Genomic DNA, 19,319 nt, shown 5'->3' with positions numbered 1-19,319 from the left:
GAGAACCACCATGACGAACACCTACCGGATCGCGGTCATAGCCGGCGACGGCATCGGCAAGGAGGTCATGCCGGAGGGCCTTCGAGCACTCCGCGCGGCCGCGGACGCGTACGGCTTCGAGGTGGACGCGGTCGAGTTCGACTACGCCAGCGCGGACTACTACCTGGAGCACGGCCAGATGCTGCCCGACGGCTGGTTCGAGGAACTGCGCCGCTTCGACGCGATCTTCTTCGGAGCCGTCGGCTGGCCCGACGTCGTGCCCGACCACGTGTCCCTGTGGGGCAGCCTGCTGCAGTTCCGGCGCCACTTCGACCAGTACGTCAACCTGCGCCCGGTGAGGCTGCTGCCCGGGATCACCAGCCCCCTCGCCGGCCGGAAGCCGGGCGACGTGGATTTCTACGTCGTCCGCGAGAACACCGAGGGTGAGTATTCGAGCGTCGGGGGCAGGATGTTCGAGGGCACCGACCGCGAGACGGTCATCCAGGACACCGTCATGACCCGCACGGGTGTGGATCGCATCCTGAAGTACGCCTTCGATCTTGCGCAGAAGCGCGAGAAGAAGCACCTCACGTCCGCGACGAAGAGCAACGGCATCTCGATCACCATGCCGTACTGGGACGAGCGCGTGGAGGCGATGGCGGGCAGGTACGACGACGTGCGCGTGGACAAGTTCCACATCGACATCCTCTGTGCGAACTTCGTACTCCACCCGGACTGGTTCGACGTCGTCGTGGCGAGCAACCTCTTCGGGGACATCCTGTCCGACCTGGGGCCGGCCTGCACCGGCACCATCGGCGTGGCGCCCAGCGGAAACATCAATCCGGACCGCACCTTCCCCAGCCTCTTCGAACCGGTCCACGGCTCCGCGCCGGACATCGCCGGCAAGGGCATCGCGAACCCGGTGGGACAGATCTGGAGTGCGTCGATGATGCTGGACCACCTCGGCGAGACGGAGGCAGCCGCCGGCATCCTGGGCGCCATCGAGTCGGTGCTGGCCACCGGCGGCGATGCGCTGACGCGGGACCTGGGCGGCACAGGGACGACGGCGTCGCTCGGCGGAACCATCGCCTCGGTCATCGCAGGGGCGCGCTAGCGTCCCGGGCCCTCCGTGGACAGCTCCCACTGACGAGCTCCCGCCTCGGCTGCGCCGAGGGATTCGACCACGCTCCGGGTGCGCTCCCGGACGGCCGCCTCCTGCTCGGGCGACGAGCAGGCGCCGGCCGGCTGGTCGGGCGCCAGCGAACACCAGCGATAGGGCCCGGCGACGATCAGCGACGGCAGCCAGTCCAGCCCGGAGACCGACCAGGCGCCCGCGTCGTCCCGGCTGAGGCGGGCCCGCACCATCAGCCCCTCGTTGTTGACCTCGTAGGTGGGCGACAGTTCGGTCACCCCGTTCCCCAGGCCGTAGACGATCCACGTGCCGTTGTACTTCTCGATGGGCAGGACCGAGTGGGTGTGGTGTCCGTAGATGAAGTCCACCTCGCCGCTGTCGGCGAGCGCGTGCGCCACCTCGGTCTGCTGGGCATTCGGGACGGAGGCGTATTCGTCTCCGGCGTGCAGGGCTGCGACCACGATGTCCGCTCCCTGCTCCCTGGCGGCCCTGGCCTTGGCGATCATCGTCGGCGCGTCGAGCATGTCCACCCGCCAGGGCTGGTCGGGCACCAGCCCGTTGAGGCCGTAGGTCGCTTCGATGACCGCCACCTTCGCCTCCGGCTGGTCGAGGATCAGGGCCTTCCCGGCATCGGCGGCGCTTACATAGGAACCCGTGTGCGGGAGGCCCGCCGCGTCCAGGGCCGCGAGTGAACGCTCTACGCCCTCCGGGCCCCAGTCCATCGAATGGTTGCTGGCAGTGGTGCAGGCGTCGTACCCGACTTCCTTCGCGGCGACGACGATCTGCGGGGGGACGTTGAACTGCGGGTACCCCGAGAAGGGCCCTTGAGGGTCGGCCACCGGGGTCTCCAGGTGGCAGATCCCCAGCGTCCCGGCCGCGAGGTAGGGGCGCTGCCCCGCAAGAAGCGGCTCGAAATCGAGCGGAGGCTTCCCCGTCACCGCCGCATCCTCCGCGGCCTGCTCCCACAGTTGCGGATGCACCAGGAGGTCGCCCGTGAGCACGATCCCGACGCAGTCCTCGCAGGCCTGGGAGGACTGCGTCGGGGACGACGACGGGGACGACGTTGCTGGAGCGGCCGGTGTCGACGTCTCCGCGGCATCGCCGGACCTGTCCGCGGTGCACCCGCCGCACAGCAGCGCCAGCCCCAGGAGGACGCCGAGACGCCTGCCCGTGCTCAGCGCGGGACGCGGACGCCGGCCCCTGGCCGCCGACGACGGGATCTTCCCCGCCCGAGCCCTCCGCACCTCTGCCATCTGCTGTTCCTTCCACCTCTTCCACCGGACGGCCCGATGGTACCCCTGCGGGACCCCGAGCATGACACATCCCGGGACCGCAGGGGCCTCGTGGGACGATAGACGCATGAGCATCGCCCCCGCCGCCGTTTCCTCCGGCGCGGAAGCTGCGGAATGGATTCCCGACGGCCCGTACAACCTGGCAGGGACGGTGGGTACGCTGCAGTGCGGCCCGCACGACCCCTCGTTCATCGTCCAGGGCCCTGATCGCTGGCTCGCGTTCCGGACGAGTGACGGACCGGTCACGCTCGCTCTGCGGCAGCGCGGCTCGTTGAACGACAGCCGCATCCAGGCCACGGCGTGGGGGCCGGGTGCCGCCCGGGCGCTCGAGTCCCTTCCGCGCCTGCTCGGCGCGGAGGACGACTGGAGTGCCTTCGACAGCCCCCGGTTCCGCGCGGGCCTGCCCGAGCTCGCCCGCAAGGGCCGGTACCTCGACCCGGGGCTACGGCTGCCCGCGTCGCGCCGCATGCTCGATACGGTGGCCCGGGCGATCCTCGAACAGAAGGTCACGGGCCTCGAGGCCAAGCGCGCCTGGCGCTACCTGCTCACGCGGTACGGGGATGCCGCTCCTGGTGCGGGAGATTCCGCCCCCGCGGCGCTCCGCCTACCCCCGACCGCGGAACAGTGGCGCCGCGTCCCCTCCTGGGACTGGCACAAGGCCGGAGTGGATTCGAAGCGCTCGGCGACCATCCTCAGGGCGGCCCTCGTGGCGAGCGGACTGGAGCGCCTCGCGTCGCTGCCGGGCGGGGAGGCCGTCCGCGCCGGCCTGCGGTCCGTTCCCGGCATCGGCGTGTGGACGGTGGCGGAAGTGGTGCAGCGCACGCACGGCTGCCCCGACTCCATCTCGGTGGGCGACTACCATCTCGCGGCCTACGTGGGCGCGGCCCTCACCGGCCGGCGGACCGACGACGCCGGGATGATCGAACTGCTCGAACCCTGGCGGGGGCAGCGCCAGCGGGTCGTCCGATCGCTCTACTCGAGCGGCTTCCGCAAGCCGACCTTCGGGCCCCGTCTGTCCCCCGAGGACCACCGGCGGCGCTAGGGCGCAGGAATGCGGCCGACGAACGAGCACCGCTAGGGTTGAGGAATGACCCAACCCGTAGACGTCACCGCAGTATTCACCCCCCTCGACGGCGAGTTCTTCCGCGTGAAGCTCGCCCTCGACATCGCCATCGAACAGGTGGTGCAGGAGCCCGGCTGCATCCGGTACGAGATCACGGACGCACAGGAGGACCGCATCGTCCTCACGGAGCAGTGGGAATCCACCGAACTCCTGGACACGCACCTGCGCGGACCTGCCGTGCAGGACCTCAACGAATCGCTGAGCGCGCTGCTGGCCAGGCCTGTCGATGTGGTGCGTTCGGACCAGGCGGCCTAATCCCCCCACGCAAGAGCCCCGCACTCATCGAGTGCGGGGCTCTTCTGGTTCGGGGAAGGCTACTGCGCGTCCCCGGCCGGGCTTCCGCCCTGGGCCTGCTGCTGCGCGATCTGCTCGTGCACCGCCTTCATGTCCAGTCCCTTGACGGCGTCGACGAGTTCGCCGAACTGCGTCGCGTTGAGGGCACCGGGCTGGGAGAAGACGAGGACCTTCTCGCGGAACGCCATGAGCGTCGGGATGGAGGTGATCCCTGCGGCCGCAGCGAGCGACTGCTCCGCCTCGGTGTCGACCTTCGCGAAGGTGACGTCCTCGTGCTGCTGCGAGACGGCGTCGTACACGGGCGCGAACTGCTTGCATGGCCCGCACCAGTCGGCCCAGAAATCGACGAACACGATGTCGTTGCCCTCGATGGTTTCCGGGAAGCTTGCCTCAGTGATATTGATTGTCGACATCCCTTAACGCTAGCGACCACCGCCGGACCTGTCAGGCCTGTTCGCTACCGATGAAGTGACCGCCCGTTCCCACGCTCCCACCGGAGGCCTGCATGACCGACACCTATGACCTCGCACGATTCATCGCCGCGCAGGAGGCCTCCGGCACCTATGAGCAGGCCCTCGCCGAGCTGCGGAACGGCCGGAAGGTGGGGCACTGGATGTGGTTCGTCTTCCCGCAGATGAAAGGACTCGGCAGCAGCCCGACGTCGGTCCGGTACGCCATCGGCTCGATCGACGAGGCCCGCGCCTACCTGGCACATACCCTGCTCGGACCCCGACTGATGGAAAGCGTCCATACCCTCCTCAACCTCCCGGGAAGCGATCCGGTCGGGGTACTCGGCGGGATCGACGCCCGCAAGCTGCAGTCCTCCATGACGCTCTTCCACCGGGCCGGCCCGCAGGAACCGTGGTTCAAGGCCGTGCTCGACCGGTACTACGCGGGCCAGGAGGACCGGGCGACGACGGCGATCCTCGACGGCTGACGCCGTCGCTCCCGTTCCTACTCGCCGACCTCGGCTGCGTGCGTGAGCGAGGCGCGGCCGGCGAAGACCACGGCTCCCGCGACGAGCACCATGACCGCAGCGACGGCGTAGGTGGCCTGCGGGTCGAAGATCTCGGCGAGCTTCGTCGCGGCGAAGGGTGCGAGCGCTCCTCCCATCCACCGGACGAAGTTGTAGCCGGCGGACGCGACGGGCCGCGGGAAATCCGAGACACCCATGGCGAGCTCCGTGTACAGGGTGTTGTTGATGCCCAGCAGGGCGCCGGAGATGATCACCAGCACGACGACGGCGGTCACCGAGCGCTCTGCGGCCAGGGTGAGGCCCACGAGCACGAGGACCAGGGCCGCGAGGGTCAGGAGCAGCACCCGGGTGGTGCCGAGCATGCGCTGCAGCGCGGGCGCCACGAGGACCGAGAAGACCGCGACCATGAGGCCCCAGCCGAAGAACACGGCACCGATACCGTACGCATCCATCCCCAGCACGAAGGGTGTGAAGGCGAGAATGGTGAAGAACCCGTAGTTGTAGAACAGGGCGCTCGACGCCGTGGTGCGCAGGCCCTTGTGCCCGAGTGCGACGAGTGGGTCCTTGAGCGATGTCGTGGTGGCGGGCCGGGGGGTGGCGGGCAGCAGGATGGTGAGGGCGATGAACGCCGCGGCCATGAGCACGGCGGTGCCGAAGAACGGCGCACGCCACTGCCAGCCGCCGAGGAGCGCACCGAGCAGCGGGCCGAGCGAGATCCCGAGGCCGAGGGCCGCCTCGTAGAGGATGATCGCTGTCGCGGTACCGCCGCTGGCCACGCCGACGATGACGGCGAGCGCGGTGGCCACGAAGAGCGCGTTGCCGAGGCCCCAGCCGGCCCGGAAGCCGACCAGCGTGGCCACGTCACCGGACAGGCCCGAGAGCGAGGCGAACACCACGATCAGTCCCAGTCCGAGCAGGAGCGTCTTCTTCCCGCCGATGCGCGAGGAGATGAAGCCGGTCACGAGCATCGCCACGGCCGTCACGAGGAAGTAGCTCGTGAACAGCAGGGACACCTGGCTCGGTGACGCGTCGAGGTTCTCGGCGATGGCAGGGAGGATCGGGTCGACGAGACCGATGCCCATGAAGGCGAACACGGCCGCCAGGGCTGTGGCCCATACTGCTTTGGGCTGCCGGAAGAAGGACTGCTTGTCCTCGTCAAGGACCGATGCGGGCTGCGCAGGCTGCGCGTGGGTGGTCACTCGGGTACTCCTAGGCGGTGGTTCAGGCGGTGTGGTTCAGGCGGTGTGGTTCAGTTTTTCGATGATCGGCAGGGCGGCCGCGAGCGTGGCGCGCTCGTCCTCGTCGAGCTGGTCCAGCAGCGCGGCCACGCGCTCGTTACGGCGCCTACTGGCCGCCTCCCAGGCCGCCCGGCCCTTGTCCGTGAGCTGGACGAGGACACCCCGCGAGTCGGTAGGATCCGGCTGCCGGAGGACGAGCCCGGCCTGTTCGAGCTTGATGATCTGCTCGGTGGCCGAGGGGACGCGGATGCCGAGGTTGGCGGCCACACGGCTCACCCGGAGCGGTTCCTCCGCCGCCATGCTGAGGGTGCTCATCTGCATGGTGGTCAGCTCCCCGTCGCTGTCCATGGAGCGGCTGAGGTACACGGCGTGGCGCAGGGTGGTGCGGAAGGACTGCGCGAGGGCCAGCAGCCGCACGTCGGTAGAGAGACTCATAGTTAGGTAGCCTAACATTATTGCGATGCCCGGGCAAGCCGGCGATGGAGCCGGACATAGTCGTAGCAGGACGGTGTCGCAGCAGGACGTAGAGTGCCAGAAGGCGCCGACGTGGCGCGGAGGACCGAGGGGAGGCAGCCGAGTGGCATCGAGCGCAGCCCTCCCCGTCGTCGACCCGCTCGCCTTCCTCGCCGGCAGCTGGTCGACCCGCCGCCACCTGCTGGACCGCTCGAGCGGCACGGAAGGGATCTTCACGGGTATCACCACCTTCACGCCCGACGACGACGGGCTGCGGTGGGACGAGGAGGGCACCATGTCCTGGCCGTCCTTCCAGGGGCCCGCCTCCCGCTCCTACCGGGTCACGGCCCAGGGCACGACGATGGCGATCCACTTCCCGGACGGACGGTTGCTCTGCCGGCTCGACCTCCGCAGCGGCAGGGCACACGACGAGCACTGGTGCTCTCCGGACACCTACCTCGTCGACTTCCGGGTTCCCTCGTTCGGCACGGTCGAGTACTCCTGGGACGTCACCGGACCGGCGAAGGACCACCTGCTGACGACGACGCTCACGCGCCAGGACTGAAACCCCGCTCAGGCCCTCGCCCGGCGGAAGCCTTCGCGCGCTCGCGCGGCCTGGACTTCAGCGCCGGCAGTTCGAACAGCAGGTTGACCGAGGCGTGCTCCCTCGTCGAGTACATCCAGGCGAGGCCGAGCGGCACCCCGACGCCTCCGAGGAGCAGCAGGGGGAACACGAACCACTCCCCCGCCAGTCCGAGGCCATCGGCGAGCGCGAGCGTGATCATGATCGGTCCGAGGTGCGCGACGTAGAAGACGATCGAGTAGCGCCCGACGAACTCGAGCGCGCCCGTCGCCCAGGTGGATCCCAGCCGGGGGAAGAGCCAGCAGACGACGACCAGTCCACCCAGGACTCCCCAGGCGTACTCCGTGCGGTACAGGACGTTCCGGTCGAGCACGTTGAACACGCCCACGGCGACTGCCGAGGCCGCTCCCGCACCGAGCAGCCAGGGATTAGCAGGAGCCCGCTCCAGGAGCCGGGGATGCACGGCGCACCAGGCACCTAGGAAGAAGAACGCAGCGAGGAAGACCATTGTCTCGGGCCGACTGCCGTCGGGCAGCACCAGCGAGGCCACCAGGCCGGCACCTGACGCGACGAGCGGCGAGATGCGCCGCAGCGGGTAGGCGAGCGCGTAGAAGGCGAGGATGAACCAGAGGTACCAGAGGTAGGTCGGTGCGAGGTAGAAGATCTGTGCCACGCCGCCGGGGCTGAGATCGCCGCTCGCCGCCAGGATGATCAGCGACCAGAGGAGATACGGCCATGCGACCAGGGAGACCTTGCCGGCGAGGTACTCGCGCCATGGTTTCGCGACCGACCGCGGCAGCAGGATCCCCGAGAGGAACATCAGGACGGGCATCCGGAAGGGCTCGAGGAAGAGGTTCAACCCGTCGATACCGGCAGTGGATCCGCCGGCGACCCGGAGGGACTCCCCCGCGTGCAGCACGACGACGAGGAGGATGGCGACGCCGCGCAGGCTGTCCAGCCAGCCGATCCGCGGCCCGGGCGTAGTGCTGATGGCGGCCTCCCCGTCGACTCGGTACGTCCTGAGCATGCGTACTGAGGCTTCGTGGACGACGCTCCCGCGGATGGCCCCGCGGCCGGGATGAGTGGATGAAATCGATGACGGGGGTGCGGATCGCAGCTCACGGAACTGCGCCGGTGGCTGTCAGGTGCGGAGCAGCGCCACGGCGAAGATCGCCACGGCAAAGACAGAAGGCCCGCTCCACGGGAGCGGGCCTTCTGTTCTGGTGTTGGTGAAGCAAGCCCACGCCCGGACCACTGTCAGGGACCGGACGCGGGCGTGCCCGCCGGCTAGAACTTGGCCTTGTTGATGAGTTCCTGGGCGCGTTCCGGGAAGAACAGGCCGGCGCGGGGTCCTCCGTTGCAGGTACCGTCCGACTCGCCCGGAGCCTTGAGCCAGAGGAAGGCATCGACGTTCGGGACTCCGGAACTGAGGGTCGGCAGCTTCCCGAGTCCCTGCCCGGTCGGGTTGCACCACGTGGTTGCTGTGGCGACACCGTTCCGGCTCGTGTCCACGATCATCTTCCACGGGAGCTTGGAAGCCGTGATGACCCTGTTCCCGTAGTCGATGATGGAGGCGTTCGAGTTGTAGGCGGACACGTTCACGCTGATGCCGTCGATCGTGACTCCTGCCGGAATGATCCGCTTGACGCGGTTCGCCATCTCCGACGCGTCGATCCAGTTCGACGCGTCGACGTAGACCTTCGCCTTCGGGTTTGCCTTGAGCTTCTGCACCGCGTACTTGAGGGACTCGATACGCTCCGTCTGCTGGGCGGCCGGCAGGTCTCCGAGGTGGCCGAGCGCATCGGGCTCCACGGCGACGATGACGGGAGCGGTGCCGATCCCTGCGGCGAGGGCGTCGATCCATGCCCGGTATGCCGCGGGGTTCGCAGCCCCGCCGGAGGAGTAACTGCCGACGTCCCGGATCGGGACGTTGTAGGCCAGCATGCTCACGACCTTCCCGTTCGCCGCAGTCACCCGCTGCCGGGCTTCGGCCTGAACTTCGGCCGGTGTGCCGCCTGCGAACCAATGGGCCGTCGGAGTGGTCTTCAGGATCTCGAATCCGGCGAACTGGTCGACCTGTCCGGGCCCGTCGTACAGGACCCCCGTGGTCGTGGAAACCGGGGTTGTTGCAGCAGGAACAGTGAGGTTCTGCTCGACCGAGCTGAGGCGCAGGGCCCCCCAGGCGTAGGAACCCGCGGGAGGTCCATCGAACACCATCAATCGAAGCTCGTAGACGCCCGCTGGGAGTGCCGGGAGGCTGAGGTTCTGGGTCGTCGTCCCGGTGAGGTCCCGGCCCTCCACGAACACGTCCGCTTTCCTGACGTTGTTCTGCCACGCTTCGACGTAGACGACCTTGTTTCCCTGTGAACCCGACGGTGAGGTGATGGTGACGGCGAGAGAGGTCGCCTTTCCAGCAGCCACAGATCCGAAGCGGATCGAACCGTCCCACGTGGCGGGAGCCGCGGTGGGTGTTGCGGAGGGGCTGGGGCTCGGGCTGGGTACGGGCGCATCCGTGTCGTTCGCCTCGATCCATGCTTCGACAGCCGTGAGCCGCTGGGCCAGACAGGCCGTCTCTGCCGTTGTACAAGGGGCAGTGAAGTCGGTGGCTGCCGCAGCACCGGAGGCGCTGAGCATCACCCCGACCACTGCCAGAGCAAGAACCTTCGTGGATCTGAGACGCATCGTGCTTCCTTATGTGAGCCGCGGGTTCGGCGCTCGAGAGTGCTTCGAACCCAGCAGAATCCGGACCTGAGCCAGCCGGATGAATTCCGAGAAGACTACATATGGTGTGACCCTTGTTACGGATGATTCCAGTGTGAAAGCAGATTATTCGGCAAAACCTGCGGGTGTCATGGGGATCCGCAGCCTCGTAGCCCGGCATTCCGGGACCGGTTGCGGGTCGTGATCGTCCTGGGGCGGCGGGACCGAGTAGGCCAGGTGGAAGCTTGTGAGGTGTCGGATGTCGGTGTCGCTGTCTGCGGCGCGGTCACCAGGGGTCCTCAGTGGGCCGAGCGGATCGGCCGGAGGCTTGGGAGCGCCTGGACGGCTGTGAAGAAGCGCCAGCATGCCGCCCGCCGCACGGAACATCCCTTGGTTGGATGCGACTCGCCATCCATCCGGAACTCGATTACCCCCGGCTACGCGCCCATCCCTCGATCCACGAGAGGAAAAGTCCGCGCTTTCTTCACTTCTGAGCAGAGCAGTCAGCAATTACTACATCTACGCGGTGTGGCTCACGTTCTACCTCGTGTTCTTCCTCGCCGCACAGGAAGGAGGCTTCCCCCACTCGTTCAGGACAGTGCGAGCGTGGGGCGACGCAGATGTTCCTGGCGTTCGTGGGTCTCGCCACCGTCGTGCCACAGGGACTTGTGCTTCCCGTGGTTCTGCTGTCGAGCCTGGTCGCGGTTCCGGCAGCCATCGCGGTTCCTTTCGAGGCGTGCAGGATCGCGTGGCTTGCCCGCCTGGGCGCCTATGTCGGCGTGCGGACCTTGCCGATCTACCTGCTGCATCCGCTTGTGCTCTGCAGCGTTGCGTTTCTTCCCGGCGTACCGGCAGTTGAACGCTTAGTGAGCACGGTCCCCGGTGACGCCCTGTACCCGTTGGGCCTTACGGTGGCCGTCATCGTTGTGTCCTTGGCGATCCACGAGCTCCTGCGGGCGATCCCGGCGAACCCTCTGTTCAGGCTGCCTGCGGGACTTGCCAGGAGCCTGACCACCGCTTAACCACGAAAGGCCGGTACTTCCGCTGTTTCTAGCGGAAGTACCGGCCTCTCCTTGCTGTGGCAGATGAGGGATTCGAACCCCCGTAGGCGTTGCCAGCTGATTTACAGTCAGCCCCCTTTGGCCGCTCGGGTAATCTGCCGAACGTCTTCGTAGGAAGACCGCCCGCAGCAAGCGCGGGCAAGACAACTTTACAGACAAACCGCTCCAGTGACGAATCGGGCGGAGCGTTACAGCCCCGCGGCCACTCTGCGCTCGATCTGGGCATAAAATCCGTCGGCCTGTTCGGGCGTGACCATCCGCAGCAGCACCGCCCGGTCGAGGTCCGCGCGGACGCCGGCGAGACGGTCCGCCGAGGAGGGCTCTCCGCCCACGGTGACCGTCGATGCGGCGTTCGGTGACGACCCCGGGCGGAGTCCGAGGATCAGGTTGCGAGCCTCGTAGTCGAAGGAGTCCGAGAAATCCGAGGAGTCCACGCCGGCGACCACCGCCGGCGGGACTGCGAGCGCGGGTGCTGCGGCAAGGCCGGCCACAGATGCCGCCGCTGCCGCAGCGAGGAAGGATCCTGCCACCGCCCTGCGGAGGCGGACCCGGTAGCGGCGGCGTGGGTTCGTGGACATCGTGTGGCTCCTCTGGTGCGGCATGTGGCTCCACCGTGCCACCCGACCGTGTGCGCACGCCCGGCGGGAACTGGCACGGAGCTGTGAACCGTTCGGCGCCCAGCGCAGGGGTTGCGGATAGTCTTGATGCAAGAAACCCAACCACCCCGAGGAGGCACCGTGGCGAGCGAATCCACGTTCGACGTCGTAAGCAAAGTGGACAAGCAGGAGGTCGCCAACGCGCTCAATCAGGCGCAGAAGGAGATCGCCCAGCGGTACGACTTCAAGGGAGTCGGCGCCGAAGTGGATTTCAGCGGCGAGAAGATCCTCATGAAGGCCAACTCGGAGGAGCGCGTCCTGGCCGTGCTCGATGTCCTGCAGTCCAAGATGATCAAGCGCGGCATCTCCCTGAAGTCCCTCGATACCGGCGAGCCCTACCCGTCCGGCAAGGAATTCCGCCTGGAGACCTCCATCAAGGAGGGCATCGCCCAGGACATCGCCAAGAAGATCAACAAGCTCATCCGCGACGAGGGGCCGAAGGGCGTCAAGTCCCAGATCCAGGGTGACGAGCTGCGCGTAAGCTCCAAGTCCCGCGACGACCTGCAGGCCACCATGGCCCTGCTGAAGAACTTCGACGAAGCCGACCTGCAGTTCGTCAACATGCGCTAGGTGTACTGGGCCATCAGGTTGGTGACACTCGGGTGATGGGTGTGGCTCCGATGCCGGTGTGGATGCGTTCAGTGTTGTAGTGCTGGAGCCAGGGTGCAAGGGCGGCTTGGCGTTGAGCGCTGCTGGTGAAGACCTGGCGGTAGGCCCATTCGGTTTGGAGTGTGCGGTTGAAGCGTTCGGCTTTGCCGTTGGTCCAGGGGCAGTGGGGTTTGATGAAGCGTTGAACGGCTCCGAGGTCCGCCACGGCCCGGGCGAATGCGGCGGAGTTGCGGTAGGCGAAGGCGTTGTCGGTGATGACGCGTTCGATACGGTTGATGCCTTGTTCGGCGAAGTAGATGCCGGCGCGGACGAGGAACCCCGCGGCGGTTGCGCCTTTTTCGTCGGGGAGGACTTCGGCGTACCCGACCCGGGTGTGATCATCGATGGCGACGTGGACGTAGTCGTAGCCGATGCCGCGGCCTCTGACCTGCTCGGAACGCCCGTGCGCCCGCCAGCCACCACCGGCCGGTATCCGTCCGAGTTTCTTGACGTCCAGGTGGACCAGCTCGCCGGGGGTGGTGCGCTCGTACCGGTTCGAGCTCGCCCGCGACGCACGAATTGGGGTCCCGGTGAGCGGATCGCAGTCCGCGAAACGTGGCACCTGATGGCGGTGCAGGATCCGGGTCACGGCGCGTGCCGGGACACCCGTGGCGGCCGCGATCCGCAACGGCCCGAAGCGCAGAGCCTGCCGGGCCTGCAGGACTTCCTGTTCCCGATCGGCGCTGGTATGCCTGGGCGATGATCGTGGTCGGCTCGAACGGTCCCGCAGCCCCGCGGTTCCTTCGGCCCGGTACCGGCCGACCCACCGGTACGCGGTCTGGCGGGACACGCCCAACTCGGCAGCGATATGGGCGACCGGGCGACCTGCCGCCACCCGATCAACAAGCAACTGTCTTCCATGCACCGTCAGACGAGCATTAACGTGGGACACGAGGACCTCCGGTCGCGAAGTGTGGGAACTAGACAGCTCCACTAAGCCCGGAGGTCCTCCTCTTATCAAGCCCCAAGCGTCAACAACGTCCCAGCCCAGTACAGCTAGGCTCCGGCAGCGGGCAGTACTGGCATCGAGTGTTCGAGGGCGGTGCGCCTGGCCGCCGCCCTCGCCGCGGTCAATCATTCAGGGAGCGACGATCGACCCCACCGTCACGTCTCCTGCTCCGTGGACCGCGGCAGGTAGTGATCGGCGGCGCACGAGTACCGCAGGGCCGGCCACCTAGCCGAAGGGCCGTCAACCCAAGTATCGGTCGAATAGCGCGGGTATCAGATTGCAGGTAATTCGGGTATCACGGGCCGGCGACACCTCAACGATCGGGGTTTAAGCTGAATTTCACCAAGCAGTATCTTCGAATTCACCCTTTATTCACCGGGAATTCGGAGGTCCGGCTCGGAGGACGGGCTCTCGGGACGACTTCGGTCGCATCGAGGGCGGAGGAACCGCCGTCGACCAGGTCTGTTGGGGACCCCTCCTGGCTCTAACCAGCTGCCGCGGGCCGCCACGCCCATTCCACTCGTAAGACGGTGAAATCCTTGTCAGTTAGCGTTCCTGATTCCCGTACGCTTCGGAGCGGGGACACGCAGGCTCCGCGAGCGTCGATCAGCGTCGTCATCCCCACACTCAACGAAGCGAAGAATCTCCCGTGGGTGCTTCGCCGGATGCCCGCCTACGTGGACGAGGTCGTCATCGTCGATGGCCGTTCGGTCGATTTCACCGTGGAGATCGCCCGGGCGCTTCGGGCCGACGTCGTCGTGGTCGCCGAACCCCGTGCAGGGAAGGGGACCGCCGTCCGGGCCGGATTGGCGGCCAGCACCGGGGACATCATCGTCATGCTCGACGCCGATGGAAGCATGGACCCGCAGGAGATCGGCTGGTTCATCTCCCCGCTCCAGCACGACTTCGATTTCGTCAAGGGGTCGCGGTACATCACCGGGGGCGGTTCCGCGGACCTCACCCCGCTACGCGACGTCGGCAATCGTGCGCTCACGGAATTGGCCAACGTAGTACTGCGCAGCAATTACTCGGACCTCTGCTACGGCTATATCGCACTGCGCAAAGAGTGTCTCGACGTCCTCGAACTCGAGTCGGACGGATTCGAGATCGAGACCGAGTTGATCGTCAGGGCCGCCCGCGCAGGCCTCCGTATCGCGGAGGTGCCGAGCCTGGAACTCAACCGGATATCCGGGAACTCGAACCTCCAGACCTTCCGCGACGGATGGCGCGTACTCCGCACCCTCGCCCGCGAGTGCGGCTCCTGGGATGCTCCGACGGCAGGAGCCCGCCCGGAAGCCCTCCGGCGCGTCAAGTACAGCTACCCGAGTGTCCGTTTCCCCCGCACACCGACCGATCCGCAAAGCGTTCTTGCAGTGCCACATGAGGTAGGAGAGCTCCATGCCCAGTGAAATACCCACCGTTTCCGTTGTCATCTGCACATACACGGAGAAGCGTCTGAGCCTTCTGGCCAAGGTCGTCGACTCCGTCCGGGTCCAGTCGCTCGCCCCGGAACAGATCATCCTCGTCGTCGACCACAACGAGGACCTGTACAAGCGCCTCATCATGGACTTCCAGGACGTGGTGCTGGTCGAGAGCGGTGGCCAACCGGGACTCGCCGGTGCTCGTAACACCGGAGCAAGCGTCGCCACCGCGGAGATCATCGCCTTCCTCGACGACGACGCCGAGGCCGCGCCGGACTGGCTGGAGCGCCTGGCCGCCTTCTACGACGATCCTGACGTACTCGCCGTCGGAGGGCGCGTCGACCCCGTGTGGGAGACGGCCCGCCCCGCTCACTTCGGCGAGGAACTCGATTGGATCGTCGGATGCAGCCACCGGGGTATGCCCCGCGTGGCCACCGAGGTCCGGAACCTGATCGGTGCGAACATGTCCTTCCGCCGCGAGGTGCTGGAGCACGTCGGCGGCTTCAACCACGAGCTCGGCCGACAGGCGGTCAAGCCGCTCGGCTGTGAGGAGACGGAAATCTGCATCCGTGCGAGCCTCGCCCTGCCCGGAGCCCGGATCGTCTATGACCCCGCGGCCGTGGTGAACCACCATGTGCCCGCGACCAGGGGGACGCTGAACTACATGCTGTCGCGCGCCTGGTCGGAAGGGCTGTCCAAGGCGCAGGTGAGCCACCTCGTCGGGCACAAGCGGGCTCTTCGATCGGAGCGCTCGTACGTGCGCAGGATCCTTCCTCGGGCGGTGCTGTCCGGGATCCGGGACTGGGGGTCGGGGAACGACACGGCCGGACTCAGCCGGGCGGGCGCCGTCCTCGCGGTTCTGGCGTGCACGACCGGAGGGTATCTCCGGGGACGACAACTCGCCCATGCCGCGACGTTCCGGACGACGCAAGGTGCACCGGCCCAGAACGAGCCGTGGAGAACCGTCACCTGAGCGGAGCCATCATCCCGGTCCTTCAGCAGCCCGGTGGTGCTTAGACCTCGTGGCGCCCCTGCCCTCTACGGAGAGCAAGGGCGCCACGGGAGTGGCAGGGCGCCCCCGACTCCCTGAAGGAGGACGGCGTCAGCGGAGCGGACGGCCCGCCATGCCCTCGAGGCGCGCGATGCGCTCGCCCATCGGCGGATGGGTGGCGAACAGCCGGCCCATGCCCCCGCCCCTGAACGGGTTGGCGATCATGAGGTGCGAGGTGTTCACGAGGCGCTGGTCCTGCGGGAGCGGAGCACGCTGGGTGCCGGTCTCCAGCTTCCGAAGTGCCGAGGCGAGCGCCAGGGGATCGTCGGTCAGGACCGCGCCGTCCTCGTCGGCGTCGTACTCGCGGGTCCGTCCGATGGCCGTCTGGACGAGGCCCGCGGCCAGCGGGGCGAGGATGGCGAGGAGCAGCGCGCCGATGGCGTTGCCGCCCTGGTTCCGGTTGCCGCCCATCATGCCGGTGAAGGCGAACATCTGCGCGACAGAGGTGATGACACCTGCGACGGCGGCCGCGATGGACCCGGTGAGGATGTCGCGGTTGTAGACGTGCATGAGCTCGTGTCCGAGGACACCGCGCAGTTCGCGCTCGTCGAGCAGCTGCAGGATGCCCTGCGTGCAGCACACGGCGGAGTTCTCCGGGTTACGGCCGGTCGCGAAGGCATTCGGGGCCATCGTCGGCGAGATGTAGAGCCTCGGCATGGGCTTGTTGGCGCGTGCGCTCAGCTCCCGGACGATCCGGTACATGGCGGGCGCCTGCTGCTCGGTGACCTCGACGGCGGCCATGCTGCGGATGGCGATCCTGTCGCTGTTCCAGTAGCTGTAGGCGATCGACCCGACGCCGAAGAGGGCGAAAATCCAGATGAAGGACGAACTGCCCGTGGCGCCGGCGATCACCGCGCCGAAGACGAGGAAGATGCCCATGAGGGCGCCGAACAACAACGCCGTCTTGGCACCGTTGAAATGGTTGTGCACTGTCACTCCTTGGATGTGGCGGCCCGGTGGCCCATCAGTACAACGGAGGGTCGGAGCGGGGTGTTCCGATCATCGTACGGCGGAGCGCTGCACGGCGGCTGGGAAGAAGCAGCGGTCAGGGCTCCGGCCGGCGGGAATCGTACCGGGCGAAGCGCGGCTGCCAGCGGGCCACGGCGAGCACCAGCACCACGCAGCAGAGACCACCCGCGACGGCGGTCCACCCCTCCCCCAGCCACGCCGCCTGCCCACCGGCCACCATGTCCCCGAGGCGGGGACCACCCGCGACGACGACGATGAAGACACCCTGGAGGCGTCCGCGCATCGCGTCCGGCGTCGCCGACTGCAGGATGGTGTTGCGGAAGACGCTGCTGATGGAGTCCGCGACGCCCGCGAGGACGAGGCACGCGGACGCGGGCAGCACCCACACGGACAGTTCCCCCTCGCCGGGTGCCGGCAGGGAGGATGAGGTCGCGAGGACGACGACCAGCCCGAAGCCGGCCACCGAGGCACCCCACCCGACGATCGACCAGATGACGGCCTGGCCCTGCTTGTGCACGCGGCCCAGTGGCCCCGAGAACAGGCCGGCCAGCACCGACCCGAAGGCGGCGGAGGCGAGCAGGATGCCCACGGTCCGCTCGCCCCCGCCGATGAGCACCGCGCCGACGGCGGGCAGCAGCGCGCGCGGCTGGGAGGTGATCATGGCGATGAGATCGAGGATGAAGGTCATGCGGATGTTCGGCCGTGTGCCGAGGAAGCGGAAGCCCTCGAGTACCGTGGCGAGGCCCGCCCGCCGGGTGGGGCCCTCGGGTGGCAGGGGCGGGAGGCGGAAGACGGCCCACAGCGCGAACGTGAAGGTGACGACGTCGACCGTGTACGTCCAGGCGTAGCCCACCTGTGCCACGAGGACACCGGCGAGCAGCGGGCCGACGGTGAACGCGAGCCCGAAGGTGATCATGCTCAGCGCGTTCGCCGCGGGCAGCAGTGCCGGGCGGACGAGGCGCGGGATGATCGAGCTGCGCGTGGGCTGGTTGATACCGGCGGCTCCCGACTGGATGGCGATCAGGATGTACAGCAGCCAGACGCTGTCGGCACCGAGCCAGGCCTGGGCCGCGATGGCCATGGTGGTGCCCCACAGCGCCAGGCCCGAGAAGAGCGCCACCCTGCGGCGATCCTGCGCATCCGCGACCGCACCACCGTAGAGGCCCGCGACGACGAGCGGCACCAGGGCGAAGAGGCTGAGCAGCCCGACGCTGAAGGTCGACTGCGTGAGCGCGTAGATCTGCAGGCTCACGGCAACGATGGTGAGCTGCGTACCGATGGCGGAGAGTGCCGTTCCGATGTAGAGCCGGCGGAATGCCGGGGACTCCCTCAGCGGGGTGATGTCGGCGAGGAGTCTGGGCACGGGGAGAGTCTAGCCGGGCATTGGTTCGTACCAGCAACGACCTGCTGGCTACTCCAGGGGGCCGCAGACCGTGATTGCCGCTTCGGGGTACCGGGTTCCGGCGTCCGATGGGGGGCCGTCCCCTGCGGCAACCCGGAGATAGGACTGCCCGGGCGGTGAGGGGGACCGGGAGAATGAGGTGTCGCGAGCAGCACCGATGCTCCTGACGGGTCTGCAGGCCGCCGGATCATCGTCGCGCGGCGAGGGGCAGGCACCCGGATAGACGTCGCACACCCTCAGTGGCTCGCCCACCTCGGGCACGGCCGGAGACGGTCGAGGTGCATCGTGCGGAGGAGGGAACATCTCCCCGCGGGCTGTGGACACGTAGGTAGCTCCTGCAAGCGCGAGCCCGACGACGGCGGCCAGCACCCGACGCCGGTGCCCCGCCGACCCGCCGGCCTCGGCACGCGGTCCCCCGCAGGGCGGCTCGGCGCACGGAGCACCCAGGTCCGTGATCCGGACCGGAATTCCCGGTTCCTCCGGGGCCTCCATATCCTGCCCCATACGACTACCTTGCGCCCGTCTCCCTGGGACCGCAACGCAGCGGCATCACGGTGGGCGGGATGCCTCGTCCAGCGAGCCGGAATGTGCCCGGAAGGCTCCCTGTGGGCCTCCGGAATGCCCCCAGTGGGCGTCGGCCGGCGTCAGGCCGCGTCAGGCGGTGTCGCGCTCCCCCGCCTCGATGGCGCGGTCGACCTCCTGCAGCACACGCGCGTCCGCGATGGGGCGGAAGTGGCCCATCGTGTCGAGCTGGATATTGCGTGCACCCTCCACGAAACTGCCGCCCGGGATGTGCGGGTCGAACCGGCCGTAGATCGAGGTGATGTGCGCATTGATCTCGAGATTGGCGAGCAGCGCCCGCAGGGTCCGGTCCCGGGGGGAGAAGGCGCGGATGCTCGGCAGGAGGAAGAAGTTGGCGTAGACGGAGCCGGAGAACGGCGTGTTGATCGCCACCAGGCGGGTGATGCGTGGAGCGATGCTCGACATGGTCATGAGGAACTTGCCGATCAGTCCGCCCTTGCTGTGCGCGACGACGACGACATCGGTGAGGTCGTGCTCCTCGATGTAGCCGGCGGCCAGCAGAGCCATGGCTTCGACGGTGCCGCGGTTGTAGCCCAGCTTCTGCACCACGTGGACCGGATGGCCGGCCCGGTGCAGGTGGTCGGCGATGGGCCGCATGAACTGCCACGTCTCGTAGATGCCCGGGATCAGCAGCACGGGAACCTTGCCGGCGGGCGCGCCCGGCGCAGGCGTGAGATACCGTGCCGGGTCCTCCCGGAGGATGAAGCCGTGCACCTGCCAGAAACCGACATAGGCGTAGTCCAGCATCCAGGCCCGGCCCCGCTCGAGGAGATTCACGCTTTCCACGGTACCGACCCGACGGGCCGCGTG

Annotated in this window: 20 protein-coding genes and 1 tRNA gene; 9 read left to right on the top strand and 12 right to left on the bottom strand. The window is 68.0% G+C overall.

Annotated elements, in window-relative coordinates:
* Nucleotides 1-10: 10 nt before the first annotated feature.
* Entirely contained in the window at nt 11-1,093 is a 1,083-nt protein-coding gene (locus P5G52_RS07220) for a tartrate dehydrogenase (RefSeq protein WP_301226034.1), read from the top strand.
* On the opposite strand, the gene P5G52_RS07215 is transcribed toward P5G52_RS07220, so the two are convergent.
* Nucleotides 1,090-2,364, bottom strand: coding sequence for a CapA family protein (locus tag P5G52_RS07215; RefSeq protein ID WP_301226032.1), 1,275 nt, complete (start codon nt 2,362-2,364; stop codon nt 1,090-1,092). The genes P5G52_RS07220 and P5G52_RS07215 overlap by 4 nt on opposite strands.
* A gap of 106 nt (nt 2,365-2,470) precedes the next feature.
* On the opposite strand from P5G52_RS07215, the gene P5G52_RS07210 reads away from it, so the two are divergent.
* Complete coding sequence (locus P5G52_RS07210; protein WP_301226030.1) at nt 2,471-3,445, top strand: DNA-3-methyladenine glycosylase family protein; 975 nt, start codon at nt 2,471-2,473, stop codon at nt 3,443-3,445.
* Nucleotides 3,446-3,490: 45 nt separating this feature from the next.
* Complete coding sequence (locus tag P5G52_RS07205) at nt 3,491-3,781, top strand: putative quinol monooxygenase (RefSeq protein WP_301226028.1); 291 nt, start codon at nt 3,491-3,493, stop codon at nt 3,779-3,781.
* A gap of 59 nt (nt 3,782-3,840) precedes the next feature.
* On the opposite strand, the gene trxA is transcribed toward P5G52_RS07205, so the two are convergent.
* On the bottom strand, nt 3,841-4,233 hold the full coding sequence (gene trxA, locus P5G52_RS07200; RefSeq protein ID WP_301226026.1) for a thioredoxin: 393 nt from the start codon (nt 4,231-4,233) through the stop codon (nt 3,841-3,843).
* A gap of 92 nt (nt 4,234-4,325) precedes the next feature.
* Between trxA and P5G52_RS07195 the strand changes: the two genes are divergently transcribed.
* Nucleotides 4,326-4,757 carry a DUF1810 domain-containing protein gene (locus P5G52_RS07195; RefSeq protein ID WP_301226024.1) on the top strand — a complete coding sequence of 144 codons (432 nt, stop codon included), beginning with the start codon at nt 4,326-4,328 and terminating at the stop codon, nt 4,755-4,757.
* 17 nt (nt 4,758-4,774) lie between these two features.
* Here the strand turns inward: P5G52_RS07195 and P5G52_RS07190 are convergent, their stop codons facing one another.
* Nucleotides 4,775-5,995 (bottom strand): MFS transporter, encoded by a 1,221-nt coding sequence (locus P5G52_RS07190; protein WP_301226022.1) that lies wholly within the window; start codon nt 5,993-5,995, stop codon nt 4,775-4,777.
* A gap of 36 nt (nt 5,996-6,031) precedes the next feature.
* Nucleotides 6,032-6,469, bottom strand: coding sequence for a MarR family winged helix-turn-helix transcriptional regulator (locus tag P5G52_RS07185; RefSeq protein WP_301226020.1), 438 nt, complete (start codon nt 6,467-6,469; stop codon nt 6,032-6,034).
* Nucleotides 6,470-6,611: 142 nt separating this feature from the next.
* Here P5G52_RS07185 and P5G52_RS07180 point away from each other — a divergent pair, with 142 nt between their 5' ends.
* Nucleotides 6,612-7,052, top strand: a complete 441-nt coding sequence (locus P5G52_RS07180; RefSeq protein WP_301226018.1) for a DUF6314 family protein — start codon at nt 6,612-6,614, stop codon at nt 7,050-7,052.
* Here P5G52_RS07180 and P5G52_RS07175 read toward each other — a convergent pair.
* A complete protein-coding gene (locus P5G52_RS07175) occupies nt 7,036-8,097 on the bottom strand; it encodes an acyltransferase family protein (protein WP_301226016.1) in 1,062 nt (353 codons plus the stop codon). The two genes, P5G52_RS07180 and P5G52_RS07175, sit on opposite strands and share 17 nt — an antisense overlap.
* Before the next feature lie 260 nt (nt 8,098-8,357).
* A complete protein-coding gene (locus P5G52_RS07170; protein ID WP_301226014.1) occupies nt 8,358-9,752 on the bottom strand; it encodes a glycoside hydrolase family 6 protein in 1,395 nt (464 codons plus the stop codon).
* A 638-nt stretch (nt 9,753-10,390) separates the two neighbouring features.
* Here P5G52_RS07170 and P5G52_RS07165 point away from each other — a divergent pair.
* Complete coding sequence (locus P5G52_RS07165) at nt 10,391-10,792, top strand: hypothetical protein (RefSeq protein WP_301226012.1); 402 nt, start codon at nt 10,391-10,393, stop codon at nt 10,790-10,792.
* 57 nt (nt 10,793-10,849) lie between these two features.
* Here the strand turns inward: P5G52_RS07165 and P5G52_RS07160 are convergent.
* A tRNA-Tyr gene (locus tag P5G52_RS07160) sits at nt 10,850-10,931 on the bottom strand.
* Nucleotides 10,932-11,019: 88 nt separating this feature from the next.
* Entirely contained in the window at nt 11,020-11,409 is a 390-nt protein-coding gene (locus P5G52_RS07155) for a hypothetical protein (RefSeq protein WP_301226010.1), read from the bottom strand.
* 159 nt (nt 11,410-11,568) lie between these two features.
* On the opposite strand from P5G52_RS07155, the gene P5G52_RS07150 reads away from it, so the two are divergent.
* The gene (locus P5G52_RS07150) at nt 11,569-12,057 is read left to right on the top strand and encodes a YajQ family cyclic di-GMP-binding protein (protein ID WP_301226008.1); all 489 of its coding nucleotides are present in this window, start codon (nt 11,569-11,571) and stop codon (nt 12,055-12,057) included.
* Between the two features lie 13 nt (nt 12,058-12,070).
* On the opposite strand, the gene P5G52_RS07145 is transcribed toward P5G52_RS07150, so the two are convergent.
* Nucleotides 12,071-13,027: an IS481 family transposase gene (locus P5G52_RS07145; RefSeq protein WP_301226006.1), complete on the bottom strand. Its 957-nt coding sequence runs from the start codon at nt 13,025-13,027 to the stop codon at nt 12,071-12,073.
* A gap of 587 nt (nt 13,028-13,614) precedes the next feature.
* Between P5G52_RS07145 and P5G52_RS07140 the strand changes: the two genes are divergently transcribed.
* Together P5G52_RS07140 and P5G52_RS07135 are read left to right on the top strand one after the other, a co-directional pair.
* Nucleotides 13,615-14,493 carry a glycosyltransferase family 2 protein gene (locus P5G52_RS07140; protein WP_301226004.1) on the top strand — a complete coding sequence of 293 codons (879 nt, stop codon included), beginning with the start codon at nt 13,615-13,617 and terminating at the stop codon, nt 14,491-14,493.
* Entirely contained in the window at nt 14,483-15,478 is a 996-nt protein-coding gene (locus P5G52_RS07135; protein ID WP_301226002.1) for a glycosyltransferase family 2 protein, read from the top strand. Before P5G52_RS07140 ends, P5G52_RS07135 begins: the two co-directional genes overlap by 11 nt.
* 129 nt (nt 15,479-15,607) lie before the next feature.
* On the opposite strand, the gene htpX is transcribed toward P5G52_RS07135, so the two are convergent.
* The 3 genes from htpX to P5G52_RS07120 form a co-directional block, all read right to left on the bottom strand.
* Entirely contained in the window at nt 15,608-16,486 is an 879-nt protein-coding gene (gene htpX, locus P5G52_RS07130; RefSeq protein WP_301226000.1) for a zinc metalloprotease HtpX, read from the bottom strand.
* A gap of 115 nt (nt 16,487-16,601) precedes the next feature.
* A complete protein-coding gene (locus tag P5G52_RS07125; RefSeq protein ID WP_301225998.1) occupies nt 16,602-17,888 on the bottom strand; it encodes an MFS transporter in 1,287 nt (428 codons plus the stop codon).
* Nucleotides 17,889-18,581: 693 nt separating this feature from the next.
* On the bottom strand, nt 18,582-19,286 hold the full coding sequence (locus P5G52_RS07120) for a lipase family protein (protein WP_301225997.1): 705 nt from the start codon (nt 19,284-19,286) through the stop codon (nt 18,582-18,584).
* Nucleotides 19,287-19,319: the final 33 nt, after the last annotated feature.

The sequence above is a fragment of the Arthrobacter burdickii genome (genome assembly GCF_030433645.1).
Classification (GTDB): domain Bacteria; phylum Actinomycetota; class Actinomycetes; order Actinomycetales; family Micrococcaceae; genus Arthrobacter_D; species Arthrobacter_D burdickii.
Note: the sequence above shows the minus strand (reverse complement) of the source record. Positions and strands in the feature narration are given on the sequence as shown.